General features: G+C 72.5%; 17 protein-coding genes. 11 read left to right on the top strand and 6 right to left on the bottom strand.

The genetic code is table 11. The annotated features are described in order from the left end of the window. Window positions 1–120: 120 nt before the first annotated feature. The 4 genes from dhaK to AB0H87_RS12075 all read right to left on the bottom strand — a co-directional run bounded on the left by dhaK (window position 121) and on the right by AB0H87_RS12075 (window position 3,665). Window positions 121–1,107, bottom strand: coding sequence for a dihydroxyacetone kinase subunit DhaK (gene dhaK / locus AB0H87_RS12090; protein WP_360143087.1), 987 nt, complete (start codon window positions 1,105–1,107; stop codon window positions 121–123). Between the two features lie 153 nt (window positions 1,108–1,260). Continuing rightward, window positions 1,261–2,343 (bottom strand): LacI family DNA-binding transcriptional regulator, encoded by a 1,083-nt coding sequence (locus AB0H87_RS12085; RefSeq protein ID WP_360143085.1) that lies wholly within the window; start codon window positions 2,341–2,343, stop codon window positions 1,261–1,263. Between the two features lie 40 nt (window positions 2,344–2,383). Next, on the bottom strand, window positions 2,384–2,710 hold the full coding sequence (locus AB0H87_RS12080; RefSeq protein ID WP_360143083.1) for a hypothetical protein: 327 nt from the start codon (window positions 2,708–2,710) through the stop codon (window positions 2,384–2,386). 1 nt (window position 2,711) lies between these two features. Beyond that, complete coding sequence (locus AB0H87_RS12075; protein ID WP_360143081.1) at window positions 2,712–3,665, bottom strand: DUF6772 family protein; 954 nt, start codon at window positions 3,663–3,665, stop codon at window positions 2,712–2,714. Window positions 3,666–3,890: 225 nt separating this feature from the next. On the opposite strand from AB0H87_RS12075, the gene nikB reads away from it, so the two are divergent. Genes nikB through AB0H87_RS12020 form a run of 11 tightly spaced genes read left to right on the top strand, consistent with a single transcriptional unit; the run spans window position 3,891 to window position 15,120 of the window. Continuing rightward, window positions 3,891–4,814 (top strand): nickel ABC transporter permease, encoded by a 924-nt coding sequence (gene nikB / locus AB0H87_RS12070; RefSeq protein WP_360143079.1) that lies wholly within the window; start codon window positions 3,891–3,893, stop codon window positions 4,812–4,814. A gap of 2 nt (window positions 4,815–4,816) precedes the next feature. Next, a complete protein-coding gene (locus AB0H87_RS12065; RefSeq protein WP_360143077.1) occupies window positions 4,817–5,746 on the top strand; it encodes an ABC transporter permease in 930 nt (309 codons plus the stop codon). A gap of 5 nt (window positions 5,747–5,751) precedes the next feature. Beyond that, complete coding sequence (locus tag AB0H87_RS12060; protein WP_360143075.1) at window positions 5,752–6,765, top strand: ABC transporter ATP-binding protein; 1,014 nt, start codon at window positions 5,752–5,754, stop codon at window positions 6,763–6,765. Continuing rightward, window positions 6,758–7,756 carry a dipeptide ABC transporter ATP-binding protein gene (locus AB0H87_RS12055; RefSeq protein ID WP_360143073.1) on the top strand — a complete coding sequence of 333 codons (999 nt, stop codon included), beginning with the start codon at window positions 6,758–6,760 and terminating at the stop codon, window positions 7,754–7,756. The genes AB0H87_RS12060 and AB0H87_RS12055 overlap by 8 nt, the downstream gene beginning before the upstream one ends. Next, window positions 7,753–8,388: a histidine phosphatase family protein gene (locus AB0H87_RS12050; protein WP_360143071.1), complete on the top strand. Its 636-nt coding sequence runs from the start codon at window positions 7,753–7,755 to the stop codon at window positions 8,386–8,388. Before AB0H87_RS12055 ends, AB0H87_RS12050 begins: the two co-directional genes overlap by 4 nt. A gap of 14 nt (window positions 8,389–8,402) precedes the next feature. After that, window positions 8,403–9,188, top strand: a complete 786-nt coding sequence (locus AB0H87_RS12045) for an endonuclease/exonuclease/phosphatase family protein (RefSeq protein ID WP_360143069.1) — start codon at window positions 8,403–8,405, stop codon at window positions 9,186–9,188. Between the two features lie 17 nt (window positions 9,189–9,205). Continuing rightward, window positions 9,206–10,708 carry an ABC transporter substrate-binding protein gene (locus tag AB0H87_RS12040; protein ID WP_360143067.1) on the top strand — a complete coding sequence of 501 codons (1,503 nt, stop codon included), beginning with the start codon at window positions 9,206–9,208 and terminating at the stop codon, window positions 10,706–10,708. A gap of 10 nt (window positions 10,709–10,718) precedes the next feature. Next, complete coding sequence (locus tag AB0H87_RS12035) at window positions 10,719–12,116, top strand: FGGY-family carbohydrate kinase (protein WP_360143065.1); 1,398 nt, start codon at window positions 10,719–10,721, stop codon at window positions 12,114–12,116. Further along, window positions 12,113–12,709, top strand: coding sequence for a histidine phosphatase family protein (locus AB0H87_RS12030; RefSeq protein WP_360143063.1), 597 nt, complete (start codon window positions 12,113–12,115; stop codon window positions 12,707–12,709). Before AB0H87_RS12035 ends, AB0H87_RS12030 begins: the two co-directional genes overlap by 4 nt. Then, window positions 12,706–14,133: an FGGY-family carbohydrate kinase gene (locus AB0H87_RS12025; RefSeq protein ID WP_360143061.1), complete on the top strand. Its 1,428-nt coding sequence runs from the start codon at window positions 12,706–12,708 to the stop codon at window positions 14,131–14,133. Before AB0H87_RS12030 ends, AB0H87_RS12025 begins: the two co-directional genes overlap by 4 nt. 6 nt (window positions 14,134–14,139) lie before the next feature. Further along, the gene (locus tag AB0H87_RS12020) at window positions 14,140–15,120 is read left to right on the top strand and encodes a 2-hydroxyacid dehydrogenase (RefSeq protein ID WP_360143059.1); all 981 of its coding nucleotides are present in this window, start codon (window positions 14,140–14,142) and stop codon (window positions 15,118–15,120) included. Here AB0H87_RS12020 and AB0H87_RS12015 read toward each other — a convergent pair. Further along, on the bottom strand, window positions 15,091–15,693 hold the full coding sequence (locus AB0H87_RS12015) for a M23 family metallopeptidase (RefSeq protein ID WP_360143057.1): 603 nt from the start codon (window positions 15,691–15,693) through the stop codon (window positions 15,091–15,093). The two genes, AB0H87_RS12020 and AB0H87_RS12015, sit on opposite strands and share 30 nt — an antisense overlap. Next, window positions 15,690–16,376 carry an alpha/beta hydrolase gene (locus tag AB0H87_RS12010; RefSeq protein ID WP_360143055.1) on the bottom strand — a complete coding sequence of 229 codons (687 nt, stop codon included), beginning with the start codon at window positions 16,374–16,376 and terminating at the stop codon, window positions 15,690–15,692. The genes AB0H87_RS12015 and AB0H87_RS12010 overlap by 4 nt, the downstream gene beginning before the upstream one ends. Window positions 16,377–16,381: the final 5 nt, after the last annotated feature.

Here is a 16,381-nt window from a genome sequence, read left to right as displayed (position 1 = left end):
GCAGGTTGATGCCGTGGTCACCGTCGCCGATCGCCGCGTCGAGCCGGGTCAGCTGCTCGGCCTCCGCGCTGATCAGCCGGGCCGCCTCGTGCACCCACGCGCGGAACGCGCTGGTGTCCATCAACGGCCCCAGCGCAGCGCCGGCGTCTGCACCGGCGCGTCCCACAGCTCGGTGAGCTCGGGCGTCATGCGGCACACCGTGATCGAGCAACCGGCCATCTCCAGGCTCGTGATGTAGTTGCCCACCAGGTTGCGGGTGATGGTGGCGCCGTGGCCCTCCAGCCATTCGGCGACCGCGGCGTAGACCACGTACAGCTCGATCAGCGGCGTGCCGCCCAGGCCGTTGACCATCACCAGGACGTCGCCGGCGAGCGGCATGTCGGAGTGGATCGCGTCGAGCGCCACGCCGGCGATCTCGCGGGCGGTGGTCATCTGGCCGCGCGACCGGCCGGGCTCGCCGTGGATGCCGATGCCGATCTCGATCTCGGTGTCGCCCAGCTCGAAGCCGGGCTTGCCGGTGGCCGGGATGACGTTCGTGCTCAACGCGACGCCGAACGAGCGGGACCGGTCGTTGACCTCCCGACCGACCGCCGCGCACCCGGCCAGGTCGGCGCCGCGCTCGGCGGCCGCGCCGGCGATCTTCTCGACGAACACGGTGCCGCCGGTGCCCCGCCGGCCCGCGGTGTAGGTGCTGTTCTCGACCGCGACGTCGTCGTTGACCAGCACCGACTCGACCTGGAGCCCGTCGTCGCCGGCCAGCTCGGCGGCCATCTGGAAGTTGAGCACGTCGCCGGTGTAGTTCTTCACGATGTGCAGCACGCCGGCGCCGCCGTCGACCGCCTTCGTCGCGGCCAGCAGCTGGTCCGGCACCGGCGAGGTGAACACCTCACCCGGACAGGCGGCGTCGAGCATGCCGTAGCCGACGAAGCCGCCGTGCAGCGGTTCGTGGCCGGAGCCGCCACCGGAGACCAGGCCGACCTTGCCCGCCGTCGGCCCGCGGGTGATGTACCGGTCCTCGACGTTGACGGTCAGGTCCGGGTACGCGGCCGCGAACCCGACGAGCGCGTCGGTGAGCACCCCTTCGGGCGCGTTGATCAGTTTCTTCACGACTCTGACTCCTTATCCGGCTGTCCGGGCTCGGAACGCCCTCGTGGAGCGAGGCGGAAGAACGAGGATCGGCCCCGCGAAAGGTCGCGCCGGGCACGTGGCCGCGCAACGCCGCGCAATAGGCGCGCTAAGGCCACCCCTGCCAATATCAGCCTAGTGGCCGTCGAGTGGGCGGGTCCGACTTTCCGGAATCGGCGGGCGGGTCGAGTCACGGGTTACCAGGGTTGGCGCGATGAGTTGCCGGCGGGGCTCCTCGGCCGGGCCGTCGGCGATCTGTTCGAGCAGCAGATCGACCGCGGTGCTGCCGACCTCCAGCGCGGGCAGCCGCACGGTCGTCAGCGAGGGCTGGAGGAACTCCGAGAACGGGTAGTCGCCGAACCCGATCACCATCATGTCGGCGGGGACCTTGAGCCCGTGCTCGTGCAGCGCCCGGTAGAGGCCGAGCGCGAAGTAGTCGTTGCCGACCACCACCGCGTCCGGCAGCGTGCCCCGGCGCAACAGCCGGCGCGCGACGCGGTAGGCCTGCTCGGGCTGCCACGGCAGCGCCGCCTCCTCCAGGCGGCGGGTGGGCACGGAGATCACGCTGCCCCGCGGCACGGGCAGGCCGGCCTCCGTCATCGCCCGCCGGAAGCCAGCGATCCGGTTGGCGATCGTCGTGATCGGCAGGTCCTCCTCGAGCACGACGATCGAGCGCGCCCCGCGGGCGATCGCGTGCGCGGTGGCCTGATAGGCGCCCAGCTCGTTGTCGGTGCCGACGAACGGGTAGCCCAGCTCGGGCAGGTCCCGGTTGAGCAGCACCGTCGGCACGCCCACGCCGCCGAGCCGGCGCCACGGGTCGGCCCGGCCCTGCACCGGCACGACGATCGCGCCGCTGACCGAGGAGCGCAGCAGCGACTCGGCCCCGCGCGCCTCGATCTCCTCGGACTCGTCGGTCACCACCAGCAGCAGGGAGTAGCCATGGGCCCGGGCGCGCAGCTCGATGCCGGAGATGAGCTGGGCGTAGAACGGGTTGGACGGGTTGGTGATGACCAGGCCTAGCGTCATCGCCGAGCCGAGGACGAGCGAGCGGGCCAGCGTGTTGGGCACGTAGCCCACCCGCTCGGCCTCGGCCCGGACCAGCGCGCGGGTCCGATCGCCGATGCCGTCCTTTCCGGACAGTGCGCGGGACACGGTGTTGACCGACAGGTTCAGCGTCTCCGCGATGTCGCGCAACGTGTGCCGGCGACCCTGCGCCATCCCGTGCCCTCTCCGTGCTGTGCTGCCGTGCCGGCCGTTGTCAGCTCTTGGCGGTGAGATAGATACGCATTGTGGCCGACGGATGCTCCCCGGCCAACGTGCCACGCAACCGGAGCCACTGCCCGAAACCCGTCACCGGCCAGGTGACCAGCCCGGGGCCGGCGACCACGTGCTCCACCCCGTCCAGGTCGCACCAGGTGAGCCCGTCCGGCGAGATCTGGGTGACCAGTCGCACCGTTCCCGCCGCGGCCAGCGTGTGCACGAACCAGCGCGCCTCGCCGGCCCAGGCCACCTCGTAGGGCTCGGTGACGAAGTCACCGGTGAACGTCGTGTCCCGCTCGAGGACCGCTGTCAACGCCTGCCGCATGTCACCACTCCGTGGAGATGAGGACGGAATCCAGGTACAGGAAGTTGCGGATCGTGGAGTGGGTCCGCACCGAGAAGTAGAAGTTGAGCAGGTTCTCCAGGGAGTCGTAGCGTTCCGCGTACGGCGGCACGGGCACCTCGGTCATGTCCATGACCCGGTCGTTGACCTGCAGTTCGACGCTGCGCCGGGCGCCCGTGTCGATCAGCCAGCGCAGGTAGTGCCAGTTGACCTTCGTCGGCACCTCGTTGTAGCAGAGCTCCTGTGGCTCACCGAACGGCTGCCAGTCGTCGGGGTTGGGCGCGGTGAAGTCGGCACCGTAGCCGAGCTTGACCTTGCCTTCCAGGTGCTCGCGCGGCGTCGGCTCGGGCACCACCGGATAGACCCACTGGCGGGCGAGCTGGTTGTCCAGTGTGGTGTTCAGGTAGCGCGCGACCGTGTGGTAGCGCAGCCCGCCGTCGCCGCAGAGGTCGGTCGCCACCGTGAAGCAGCCGAACTGCGCCTCGGAGGGGTGCAGGTTGCCGTCCCACGTCACGTCGCCGAACCGGTCGCTGCCGGCGGGGTCCACGGTCGCCTCGGACTTGAAGGTGAAGTAGGCCTCGAGCTGCAGCAGCCCCCGCCCGCTCATGGTCAGCCGGCGGATCGCCGTGGCGGTGTGCCCCTCGTAGGCCCGGGTGGCCAGCTTGAGCGCGTACGTGCCGCTCATCGCGCCGTGCGTGCCGATGTCGAAGAACGTGCACGAGGACAGCTGGGGCGGCCGGAAGTCGCGCATGTGGTCGTCGACCGTGGAGAGGTCGCCGCGACCGTTGTAGTTGCCGAGCAGTTCGGTCCAGCCGTGCGTTCCGGTGTTGAAGTCGTCGTGGGCCAGAATTCGTCGCAGCGGGGTGAACTTCGACAATCTGGGATCCGTCGACCTGATGGCGTCACGAAGTTCGGCAGCCAGGTCCGATGTGGTCATCCAGCGCTCCTGGAAAAGAGATGTTGTCGCGGCCGGACATTAACGTTAATGCACGAGAGGTGTCAAGGCTCGTCTCGAGCCAACGTCGCGAGATCGAGAGATGTTTCTGCAGCTCACAGCGACTATCCAGACCGGAGAGTTGTTCATGATGCTTGACGGCGGTGGGTCGGGCACCTAGCATCGGCCAGCAGCTCCATTAACGTTAACGTAGCAATAGGACCAGTCATGACGGCGTATCTGACCCGGCGCATCGTCTTCGCGCTGTTCGTCCTCTGTGGCGCGGTGACGATTGTCTTCCTGGTGCTGCGTCTCGTTCCCGGAGACCCGGCCCAGCTCATTCTCGGCTCCGATGCGACGGCCCAGGAGATCGCCACCCTGCGTACGCAGATGGGGCTGGACCGGTCATTGTTCGTGCAATATGGAATCTACCTGGGCGACGTTGCGAGATTCGATTTCGGCGACTCTTACCGCTACCACCGCGACGCGATGACGCTGGTGGTCGACCGGCTGCCGGCCACGATCCAGCTCGCGGTCGCGGCCATGGTGATCGCGCTGATCCTCGGCATCGGGCTCGGCGTGGTCGCGGCACTGCGGGTCAACCGGCTCGCCGACCGGGTGGTGTCGGTGTTCGCGCTGCTCTCGCAGTCGATGCCGTCGTTCTGGATCGGCATCGTGCTCATCCTGGTCTTCGCCCGCCAGCTCAACCTGCTGGCCAGCGGCGGCCGGGGCGGGCTGGACCGGCTGATCCTGCCCGCCTTCACGCTGGCGTTGCCGGTCATCGCGATCCTGATCCGGCTGACCCGCAGCGGACTCCTCGACGTCGTGCATGAGAACTACATCCAGACCGCCCGGGCGAAGGGCCTGCGCGAACGCATCGTGATCTTCCCGCACGCGATCCGCAACGCGCTGATCCCGATCGTCACCGTCGCGGGCATCGAGTTCGGCAAGCTGCTCGGCGGCGCGGTGATCGTCGAGACGGTGTTCGCCTGGCCCGGCGCGGGCCGGCTGCTGATCGACTCCATCTCGGCCCGCGACTACAACGTGGTCCAGGCCGCGATCCTGCTGATCGCCGGCGGGTTCGTCCTGATCAACCTGATCGTGGACGTCCTGTACGGCTACCTCGACCCGCGCATCCGACTGGGACGGTGAGCATGGACCGCACCGAGGCGCCGACCCGCGACGCGGCCACCGACCTCGCGACGCTGCCCGACGCCGCACCGCCGGGGACCGACGCGGCGCCGGGCGGCAAGCCGCTCGGCCGCCTGCGGATCATCTGTTCGCTCGTGGTGATCTCGCTCTACGTCCTCGCCGCGATCATCGGGCCGATCCTGCTGAAGTACGACTCCGTCGCGACCGACCTCGGCGCGCGCCTCAAGCCACCCGGCACCCGGTTGGCCGACGGCAGCCTCGCCCTCTTCGGCACCGACCAGGTCGGTCAGGACGTGCTCGCGCAGATGCTGCAGGGTGCCCGGGTCTCGATCACGGTCGGCCTGGCCACCCTCCTGCTGGCGGGCGTGATCGGCGTCGCCGCCGGGCTGGCCGCGGGATACCGCGGCGGCTGGCTGGACGCGGTGCTGATGCGGCTGGCCGACGTGCAGCTCACGTTCCCGTCGATCCTGCTGGCCATCCTGATCGCGTCGATCCTCGGACCGAGCGTCGTCAACATCGTGATCGTGCTGGCCATCTCGAACTGGGTGACGTTCGCCCGGGTCACCCGCAGCCAGGTGCTGGCCATCAAGGAGCGGGACTTCGTCGACGCCGCCCGGACCCTCGGCGCGCGCACCTGGCACCTGGTCAGCCGGACCATCCTGCCGTCGGCGATCGCACCGATCCTGGTCGTCGCCACCGTCGAGCTCGGGCACGTGGTCCTCGCCGAGGCGTCGCTGAGCTTCCTCGGCCTCGGCACGCCGGCAAGCACCCCGAGCTGGGGCGTGACGATCGCCAACGGCCGCGACTATCTGTCCAACGCGTGGTGGATCTCCACCATCCCCGGCATCTTCCTGGCCATCCTGGTGATCAGTTTCGGTGTGCTCGGCGACGCGCTGCGCGACCGGTTCGATCCCCGGCTGAGGAGCATGTGACGCCCATGGAGAACACAGCTGTCCAGGCGCCTCCGCTGCTGTCGGTGCGCGACCTGACCGTCCGGTTCCGGACCCGCGGCGGACTGATCACGCCGGTCGACGGGGTGAGCTTCGATCTCGCCGAGGGCGAGACGCTGGCCGTGCTGGGCGAGACCGGCAGCGGCAAGAGCGTGACGGCGCAGGCGCTGATGGGCCTCGTGCCGCGGCCCGCGGGCGAGGTCGCCGGTGGGGAGATCCGGTTCGCCGGGACCGACCTGCTCGCCGAGCCCGCGGCGGACCGCCGCCGGCGCAACGGCACCGAGCTGGCGATGATCTTTCAGGACCCGCTCAGCTCGCTCAACCCCGTGTTCCGCGTGGGTACGCAGATCGGCGAGCTGTTCCGCCGCCGGCGCGGCGCCTCCCGGGCCGAGGCCCGGCGCAAGGCGATCGAGCTGATGGAACGGGTCGGCATCCCGGCCGCCGCGCGCCGGGTCGACGACTTCCCGCACCAGTTCTCGGGCGGCATGCGGCAGCGCGTGATGATCGCGATGGCGCTGGCGTTGCAGCCCAGGGTGCTGATCGCCGACGAGCCCACGACCGCCCTCGACGTCACCGTGCAGGCGCAGATCATGTCGCTCCTCGCCGGACTGCAGGCCGAGCACCGGATGTCGATGATCCTGATCACCCACGACCTGGGCGTGGTCGCCGGCGTCGCGGACCGCGTGATGATCATGTACGCCGGACGGGTAGTGGAGACCGGCGGGCTGCGCGAGGTCTACGAGACCGCCGGGCACCCGTACACCCGTGGCCTGATGGCGTCCATCCCGGAACTCTCCGGACCACGTGGCCGGCTGACGCCGATCCCGGGCGCGCCACCCGACCTGACCCGGCTCGCGGGCGGCTGCGCGTTCCGGCCGCGGTGCACGTTCGCCACCGAGGTCTGCGCGGCCGAACGGCCGGCGCTGCGACCGGTGCCGACCCGGCCGGTGGAGCACCGGGCCGCCTGCCACCACGCCGAGGAGGTGGTCGCCCATGGCTGAGTCCCTGCTGTCGGTGCGCGACGTGCACACGAGCTTCCCGATCCGCTCGGCGCTGCTGCACCGCAAGGTGGGCGCCGTGCGCGCGGTCGCCGGGGTCTCGTTCGAGCTGACCGCCGGGCGGACGCTCGGCATCGTCGGCGAGTCGGGCTCGGGCAAGACCACGCTCGCCCGCACGATCATCGGGCTCGAGCGCCCGGAGTCCGGCAGCGTCCACTTCGCCGGCCGGGACCTGCTGGCGCTGTCGGGCGAAGCGCTCCGACAGACCCGCCGGGAAATCCAGATGATCTTCCAAGACCCGTACGCGTCGCTGAACCCACGCCTGACCGTCGAGCAGATCATCAGTGAGGCGTGGCGGGTGCACCCGGGCGTGCTGGCCCGCGACCGGTGGGCGGCCGAGGTCAAGGACCTGCTCGCGCGGGTCGGGCTCAACCCGGACCACGCCGGTCGCTACCCGCACCAGTTCTCCGGCGGCCAGCGGCAGCGGGTCGGCATCGCCCGGGCCCTGGCGCTGCGGCCGCGGCTGGTGATCTGCGACGAGGCGGTGTCGGCCCTCGACGTCTCGGTGCAGGCGCAGGTGCTCAACCTGCTCGTGGACCTGCAGGCCGACCTCGGGCTGACGTACCTGTTCATCGCGCACGACCTCGCGGTGGTGCGGCACCTCTGCGACGAGGTCGCGGTCATGTACCTGGGCAAGGTGGTGGAGACCGGAACCCGTGACCAGATCTTCACGGCGCCGGCCCACCCGTACACCCAGGCGCTGCTCTCCGCCGTGCCGGTGGCGCGCCCGTGGGCGGCACCGCCCCGGCAGGAGATCATCCTCGAGGGCGACATCCCGTCCCCGGTGTCGCCGCCGAGCGGCTGCCGGTTCCGCACCCGGTGCTGGAAGGCGCAGCCGCGCTGCGCGAGCGAGGAGCCGGCGCTGGTCGACCGGGTCGGCAACCACCCCGCCGCGTGCCACTACGCGGAACTGCCGAGCGAGGTGCCGGCATGAGGGTCAGGGTGGTGCTCGTTCGCCACGGCGAGTCCCGGTGGAACGTCGAGGAGCGCTATCAGGGTCAGGCGGACTCGGGCCTGACCGCGCGCGGGCACGAGCAGGCGGAGACGGCGGCAGCGGTGCTGGCCGCCCGGTTCGGCGCGGCCGACCTCGTGCTCTCCAGCGACCTGCCGCGGGCCCGGGACACGGCCGAGGCGTACGCCGGCCCCGCTGGCCTGCCGGTCCGGGAGGACCCCAGGCTGCGTGAGATCGACGTCGGCGCCTGGAACGGGCGCACGTTCGCCGAGGTCGCGACCGCATACCCGGTCCAGCTCGCGGCGTTCGAGCGCGGCGAGGACGTCCGGCGCGGCGGCGGCGAGACGTTCGCCGAGCTGCGCGAGCGGGTCTGGACCGCGCTGACCGAGGCGGCCGAGGAGGTCGGGGCCGGCACCCTGCTGGCCTTCGCGCACGGCGGCCCGATCCGGGTGGCGGCCGCGGCGGCGCTGCGGGTGCCGCCACCCGGGCAGCGCGGGTTCGCGCCGCCGGTCAACTGCTCACTCACGGTGCTCGACTACCACGGCCCGGCCGGCACGCACGCGCTGGTCGGCTACAACGTCCCGACCGCACCCGCGAGTGCCGGCCGCGACTGAGGCGAAGGAGAGGCATGCTCGCCGGAGCGTTCACGTTCGTCGCGATGACCTACAACCTGTGGGGCGACGCGCACCTGGCCGCGCGGGAACCCGCGATCCGGGACCTGCTGGAGACGCGCCCGCCGGACCTGCTGGCGACGCAGGAGCTGCGTCCCGGTTCCCGGGCCGTGGTCGACGCGGCCCTGCCCGGGCACGCCCGGGTGCACGACGAGTTCCCCGGCTGGGCGGTGCAGAGCAACCTCTGGTGGCGCACGGAGCTGTTCACGCACGTCGAACACGGTGCGCGCGACGTCGGGATCCTCGACGAGCACGCCCGGCTGTTCTGGGTGCGGCTGCGGCCGGCCGCGGACGCACCGGAGCTGGTCTTCGCGACCGCACACCTGACCTGGCCCGGCCACCGCGCCGAACGGGCCGACGGCGTCAACCGGCGCCGGGGGCAGGCCGAGGCGGTGGTGGCGGCGCTGGACGAGGTCGCCGGCACCGCACCGTGTCTGTTCACCGTGGACATCAACGACATCGGCGAGCCGTTGTGGGTGCTCGGCAACGGCGGCTTCCTCGACTCCTTCACCGCGCTGGGCCGGACGTCGCCGGTCACCCACCCGGTCGCGCCACTACCCTTCGCCACCGGTCGCGGCACCCGGCTGTCCCCGCTGGGCTCGCCGGCCAAGGCGATCGACTGGATCTTCGCCCGCGGGCCCGTCACCACCCGGGCGAGCGAGGTCGTCGAGTTCTTCTCCGGCGGCATCGCCCCCTCGGACCACAAGCCCGTCGCGGCCACCTTCACCCTGCCACCCCGCTGACCGACCAAGGAGAGGCTATGACCGCTAGATCCCGTGCCGCGCGCGTCCTTCTCGTGGCCACGGTGCTGCTCGGCCTCGCGGCCTGCGGCGACGACGGCTCCGCCGACTCCGGCGACCAGACGCTGCGGTACGCGCCGCAGCTGTTCCCCGTGTCCCTGGACGTACAGCAGTACCCGGCCGAGGAGCCGGTGCAGACCACCGTCCAGCAGGCGCTGGAGACCCTCACCGTGATCCAGAACGGCGAGCCGGCACCCAAGCTGGCCACCTCCTGGGACACGCCCGACCCGAAGACCTGGGTCTTCCACCTCCGCGAGGGCGTGACGTTCAGCGACGGCACGCCGTTCACCGCCGCGGACGTCAAGGGCTCGATCGAGCGGCTGATCGGCCTCAAGGGCTCGCTCGCGCCGCTGCTCTCGGCGGTCACCGCGATCGACGCGACCGACGACAAGACCGTGACCGTGCACACCTCGGCGCCCCTGGGCACCCTGCCCAGCAGCCTGTCGCTGGTGTTCATCGGTCAGGGCGCCAAGGTCGGCGACGACGCGTACTGGCAGAAGCCGGTCGGCACAGGCCCGTTCGCGATCGAGTCGTTCAGCCCCGACGACAAGGTGGTGCTGACCCGCAACGAGAACTACTGGGGCGAGAAGGCCAAGGTGGCCCGGCTGGAGATCCTCGACATGCCGGAGGTGGCCGCCCGGGTCACCGCCCTGACCAACAACGAGGTCGACGTGCTCTCGGCGATCCCGCCTGACCAGGTCGGCGAGGTGTCCGGCCTGGACGGGGTGAAGTACGGGACCGGCGACAGCTACAACTACTACTTCATCTGGTTCAACCAGAACCGCAAGCCGTTCGACGACATACGCGTTCGCAAAGCGCTGCTGCACGCCCTCGACCTGCAGGGCACGATCGGCGGCCTGTTCGGCGACCTCGGCACCGTGGCCCGCTCGCCGATCACCCAGTCCGTCTTCGGCGCCACGCAGCTCGAACCGCCGGCACACGACCCGGAGCTGGCCAAGCAGCTGCTCGCCGAGGCCGGCCACCCCAACGGCATCGAGATCTCGATGCAGTGGCCGCTGGAGGGCGGGCCCAACATCAAGGCGATGGCACAGGCCTTCATCTCGGACTGGGCCAAGGTCGGCATCAAGGTGGCACCGCAGGAGAAGGAGCGGGCCACGTGGCTGAAGGACTTCGCGGCGCTCGACTGGGACATGAACCTGCAGACCAACACCACCGGCACGGGCGACGCCGACTTCACCCTCAACCGGCTCTACACCTGCGCCGCCAAGCGCCTGGGCTACTGCAACGAAAAGCTCGACACGATCCTGGCGCAGGCCCGCGCGTCGCTCGACCCGAACGAACGCAAGACCCTCTACGCCCAGGCTGACAAGATTCTCTGGGACGACGCGGTCGCCGTCTTCCCGGTCGACCTGAAGAACAACTACGCCGTACGCGAGAACGTCCAGGGGTTCGAGCTGCCGGTCAACGGCCGCCCGGACTTCGCGAAGGTCTCGGTCGGCTGATGGAGTGCGGATGACAGACCTGTGGGCCGGCGTCGACGTCGGCACGCAGAGCCTGCGGGTGCTGCTCGCCGGCGACGACGGCACGGTGGTGGCACGCGCGGGCGTGCCGCTGTCGAGCCGGCGCGCCGGCGGGCGGCACGAGCAGGACCCGGCGGACTGGTGGACGGCGCTCGGTGCGGCGTTCCGGGCCGCGCTGCGCGGCGTGCCGCCCGAGCGGGTCCGTGGGGTCGCCGTCTGCGCGACCTCCGGCACGTTCCTGCTCGCCGGGCGGGACGGGACACCGCGGACCCCGGCGCTGATGTACGACGACGCCCGCGCCACCGACCGCGAGGTCGCCGAGACGGGTGTGCAGCGGACCTGGGCGCTGCCCAAGCTGCGCTGGCTGCTCCGGCACGGCACCGCCGACGTCCGGGCGGGCCTGGCCGACGGCCGGCTCATGGTGCGGCACAGCGGTGACCACCTCGCCGACCGGCTGACCGGCACGCTGGTCGCCACCGACTGGACCAGCGCGTTGAAGACCGGCTACGACGGCGGCTGGGCCGACGCCGGTGTCCCGGGCCTGCCCGACGTCGTCCGGCCGGGGACGTTGCTCGGCACCGTGCGTGCGGACGGCGCCGCGCACACCGGCCTGCCGGTGGGCGTGCCGGTCCGGGCCGGGCTGACCGACGGCTGCGCCGCACAGGTCGCCGCCGGTGCGCTGGCGGTCGGCTCCTGGAACTCGGTGCTCGGCACCACGCTCGTGGTCAAGGGCGTCACCGCGAACCGGATCGCCGACCCGTCCGGCGCCGTCTACTCGCACAAGCATCCCGACGGCGGCTGGCTGCCCGGCGGGGCGTCCAATGTGGGCGCCGCCGTGGTCGACGACTGGTTTCCCGGTGCGGACCGGGCCACGCTGGACCGTGCCGCGGCCGCGCACGAGCCCGCCGGCGCGCTCGTCTACCCTTTGCGGTCCGCCGGCGAGCGCTTCCCGTTCGTGCGCCCGGACGCGACGGCGTTCACGGTCGGCGGCTTCACGGACGACGCCGACCGCTACGCCGGGCTGCTGCAGGGCGTCGCCTTCGTCGAGCGGCTCTGCTACGCCCACCTGCGCCGGCTCGGCGCCGACACGAGCGGTTCGCTCACGCTGACCGGCGGCGCGACGCGCAGCCGCTACTGGTCGCAACTGCGAGCCGACGTGCTCGGCCGGCCGGTGACGCTGCCCGCGACCGCGGAGCCGGCGCTGGGCATGGCGATCGTCGCTGCCGCCGGCGACGGCAGCCTCACCGACACCGCCGCGCGAATGGTCCGGGTGGCCGAGACACTGGACCCGCAGGTCGGCGACCGGTTCGCCGAGCCGTACGGCCGGTTCGTCGAAGCGCTGGCCGCGCGCGGCTATATCGACGCCGCCTACGCCGAGGAGCCGTCATGACGCCCACGACCGTGGTGGTGGCCCGGCACGGCCGCACCGCCTGGCACCAGCCGACCCGCTACACCGGCCGCAGCGACGTGCCGCTCGACGAGGTCGGCGAAGCGCAGGCGACCCTGCTGGGGATGTGGGCCGCGGGGCAGGGCTTCGCCGCGCTGGCCTGTTCGCAGCTCGTCCGCGCCCGGCAGACCGCCGCGGCCGTTCCCGGGTTGACCCCGCTGGTCGACGAGCGGCTGCGCGAGCTGGACTTCGGTGTCGCCGAAGGGCGCACGCTGGCGGAGCTGCGCGCCGCGGATGCCGCGATGGTCGAGCGGTTCGAGGCCGACCCGGTGGCGGCGCATTTCCCCGAGGGCGAGCCACCGGGCGAGGCGGCCGAACGGGGCCTGACGGCGCTCACCGAGCTCGCGGCCGCGTACCCGGGAGGGAAGGTCCTGGTCGTCGCGCACAGCACGCTGATCCGGCTGGTGGTGTGCGCGGTGCTCGGCGTGCCCCTGTCCGAGTACCGGCGCAGGCTCCCGGTGCTGGACCCGACGGCGACCACCACGCTGCGCTTTCCCCGGCCCGTCGGCCTCGTCTCCTATAACGTCGCACGATGAGCGGCATCGTGATCGGCGTCGACGCCGGCACCACGGTCACCAAGGCGGTGGCGTTCGACCCGGACGGCGTGGCGCTGGCCCGGGCGGCCCGGCCGACCGTGCTCGACCGGGTCGGCGACGGCCGCTACGAGCAGGACGCCGACGCGGTGTTCGGCTCGGTGGTGGCGGTGCTGCGCGAGCTGCGGGACCTGCTGCCCGGGCCGGTCACGGCGGTCGGCGTCACCGCGCAGGGCGACGGGCTGTGGCTGCTCGACGCCGACGGCCGCCCCGTCCGGCGGGCCATCTCGTGGCTGGACGCCCGGGCCACCCCGATCCTCGACCGCTGGACGGCGGACGGGCTCGCCACGCAGGCGTACCGGCGGACCGGCAACTACCCGTTCCCCGGCGGCGCCGGGCCGCTGCTCGCGTGGCTCGACGCGCACGAGCCGCACCACCTCGACCGGGCCGCGACCGCGGGCTACTGCAAGGACATGGTGGTGCAGCGGCTGACCGGCCTGCGTGCCACGGACCCGTCCGACGCGTCGGCGCCGTTCCTGGATCCACACACCAGGGTGTACGACGCGGAGCTGATCGCGTCCTGCGGGCTCACCCACCGGCAGAGCCTGCTGGCGCCCGTGCACGACGCACCGCACGCGCCGCTGAGCAAAGAGGCCGCCGAAGCCACCGGGCTGCCGGCCGGGCTGCCCGTGGTCGGCGCGCCCTACGACCTGCCGGCGTCCGCCTGGGGTGCCGGGGTCCGCGACGTCGGCGCCGGGCTGCTCACCGTCGGCACCACGCTCGCCTGCCAGGTGCTCCGGGACTCGGTCGACACCACCGGTGAGCCGGCCGGGCTCACGCTCAGCACGTGGCAGCCCGGGCGCTGGCTGCGGGCGCTGCCGGCGATGGTCGGCACGGCCGCCCTCGACTGGGTGCTGCGGCTAGTCGGCGCGACGGTCGCGGACCTGCCGGCCATGTTGGCCGCGGGCCGGTCCGCCGACCTGACCGTGCTGCCGTTCTTCGCCGAGGCCGGCGAGCGGGCGCCGTTCGTCGCGCCGCGGGCCCGCGCCCGGATCGACGGGTTGCACCTGGGCCACGAACCGGCCGACCTGGTGCGGGCGACCTGCGAGGCGATCGCCTACAGCGCCCGGCACTGCCTCACGGCGGCTTCGCTAAGCGGGGAGCTGGCCGCGTGCGGCGGCGGGGTCGGTTCCGCGGAGTGGGCGCAGATCTTCGCGGACGTGCTCGACCGGCCGGTGCGGGTGCTCGCCGGAGAGGAGATCGGGGCGCGCGGTGCGGCCCTCGCCGCGTTGTCCACTGTGGCGTCCGAGCCCACGGGCTGGACGCCGGCCGGCACGGTCGTCGAACCCGCGGCGCCCGACCGCTACGCCGCCGGCTACGACCGTTACCTGGCGCACGTCGCGCAGGCCCGATCGAACTGGAGCTGAACCATCGTGCGGATCCTGCTGGCCGGCGACCACTTCGTCACCAACGACCTGCTCGCCGCCGCGCTCGGCGAGGGCCACGACCTCCGCACGCTGACCCTGCCCTGGCCGCACACCCCGTTCGGGCCGGTCGCCGAGGTGGACGAGGCGTCCGGCGACGAGGACGAGCTGATCGCCGCACTGTCCGGTGTGGAGATAGCCGTCACCCAGATGGCGCCGTTCACCGCCCGGGTGCTGGCCGCGGCCGACGCGCTGCGGCTGGTGGTGGTCTGCCGGGGCGGTCCGGTCAACGTCAACCTCGACGCCGCCGCGGCGGCCGGTGTGCAGGTGCGCACGACGCCCGGGCGCAACGCGGTGGCGGCGGCGGAGCACACGGTCGCGCTGATGCTCGCCGCGCTGCGGCAGATCCCGGACCGGCACGCGGGCGTACGCGCCGGGCAGTGGCGCAGCGACCTCTACGCGCTCGACCAGGTCGGCGGCGAGCTGGCCGGCAGCACGGTGGGACTGGTCGGCTACGGCGCGATCGGCCGGCGCGTGGGTCGGATCCTGTCCGCCTTCGACGCCCGGGTGCTGGTGCACGACCCCTACGCGGATCCGGCGATCGACCCGGTCGACCTGCCCGAGCTGCTCGACCGGTCCGCGGTGGTCAGCCTGCACGCGCGCCTCACCCCGGAGACCACGGGAATGATCGGCGCCGCGGAGCTGGCCCGGCTGCCGCGGGGCGCGGTGCTGGTCAACACCGCCCGTGGCGGTCTGCTCGACTACACCGCGGTGGCCGACGCGCTCGACTCGGGCCATCTCGGTGCGGCCGCGTTCGACGTCTTCGAGGCCGAACCACTGCCTGCCGACTCCCGGCTGCGCACCGCACCGCGCGTCGTGCTCACCCCGCACCTGGCGGGCGCGACCCGGCAGACCGCGGAACGCGCCGCGACCCAGGCCGCCGCCGCGGTCAGGGAGTTCCTAGGGACAGTTGGCGCTCGTCCGCTCTAGCTCGTACTCCCGGTCGTCGGTGGTGATGCCCGAGGGCTCTCCACCGAACCACGCCTCGACCTTCTCCCGCGCCATCCGCTGCTCGTAGTGCAGGTGCGGCGCCCCCGAGTCGCCGGTGCTGCCGACCTTGCCGATCTGCTGCCCGACCGCGACGTCGTCACCGACCTCGACCAGCGGTGGCTCGAGCATGTGCAGGTACTGGGACTCCCAGCGGCCGCCGTGGTCGATCTTCACCCAGTAGCCGCCGCCGCGACCCTTCGGGCCCTTCGGGTTCTCCGGCGTACGCCCGCCCACAGCACCGTTGATGCCGGACTCGATCACCGTGCCGCCCGCCGACGCCAGCACCGGGCGGCCCCACGAGTCACCCTCGGTCGGGAACAGGTCGACGTCGAAGTCGTCGTGGCCCGGATAGGTCGACAGCCGCCAGGTCTCACCGCAGGCGACCGGAAGCTGGAACAGCGGCCGCGGGCCGGGCCGGCGCAGGTGGTCGACCATGAGCAGCACGAGCGCGGTGGCGACGACGATCGCGACGCCGGCGCCGACCGCGCCGGCGCGGCTGGGCGCCGCGTTCACCGGGTGCCCAGGAACGTCTCGACCGCGTCCGCGAACGCGGCGGGCGCGTTCGGGTGCACCACGTGCCCGACCGGGATCGTGGTCAGCTCCGCGGCCGGCATCCGCGCCGCCATCTCGACCATCGCGTCCTGCGGCAGGAAGCTGTCTGGGCCGCCGGCGACCACGAGCACCGGCACGGTGATCCGGGTCAGACCGGCCCACCACAGCGGGTCGGGCGCGTTGAGGGTGGCCAGCACGCTCGGGCGGATCTCGCGGTCGTAGAAGGGCGCCGAGTCCGGCAGCCCCGTCGGCACCGGGATGCCCAGCGGCACCGGTGGGGGCGTCTCCTCCAGGACCAGGGCGGCGACGCGCTCCGGCGCGGCGAGCGTGACCAGCAGGCTGACCAGGCCGCCGAGCGAGTGGCCGACCAGCACCACCCGGTCGAGCGACAGGCGGTCGAGCAGGGCGAGCACGTCGTCGCGGAAGACCGTCGGCCCGTAGGGGCCGGTCCGCTCGCTGGCGCCCATCCCCCGCAGGTCCGGCACGTAGACCCGGCGGTGCGCGGCGAACCGCGGCGCCAGCTCGTCCCAGCTCGCCCCGTCGCCGCCACCGCCGTGCAACAGCACCATCGGCACCGCGTCGGCCGGACCGGCCACCACCCGGCACGCCAGCTGGACCCGACCGGTGTCCACGTAGTCGGTCATGGCAA

Origin of the sequence: Asanoa sp. NPDC050611 (genome assembly GCF_040654855.1) — a bacterium.
Classification (GTDB): domain Bacteria; phylum Actinomycetota; class Actinomycetes; order Mycobacteriales; family Micromonosporaceae; genus Asanoa.
The sequence above is the reverse complement of the archived record's forward strand: the minus strand, read 5'-3'. Positions and strand labels throughout refer to the sequence as shown.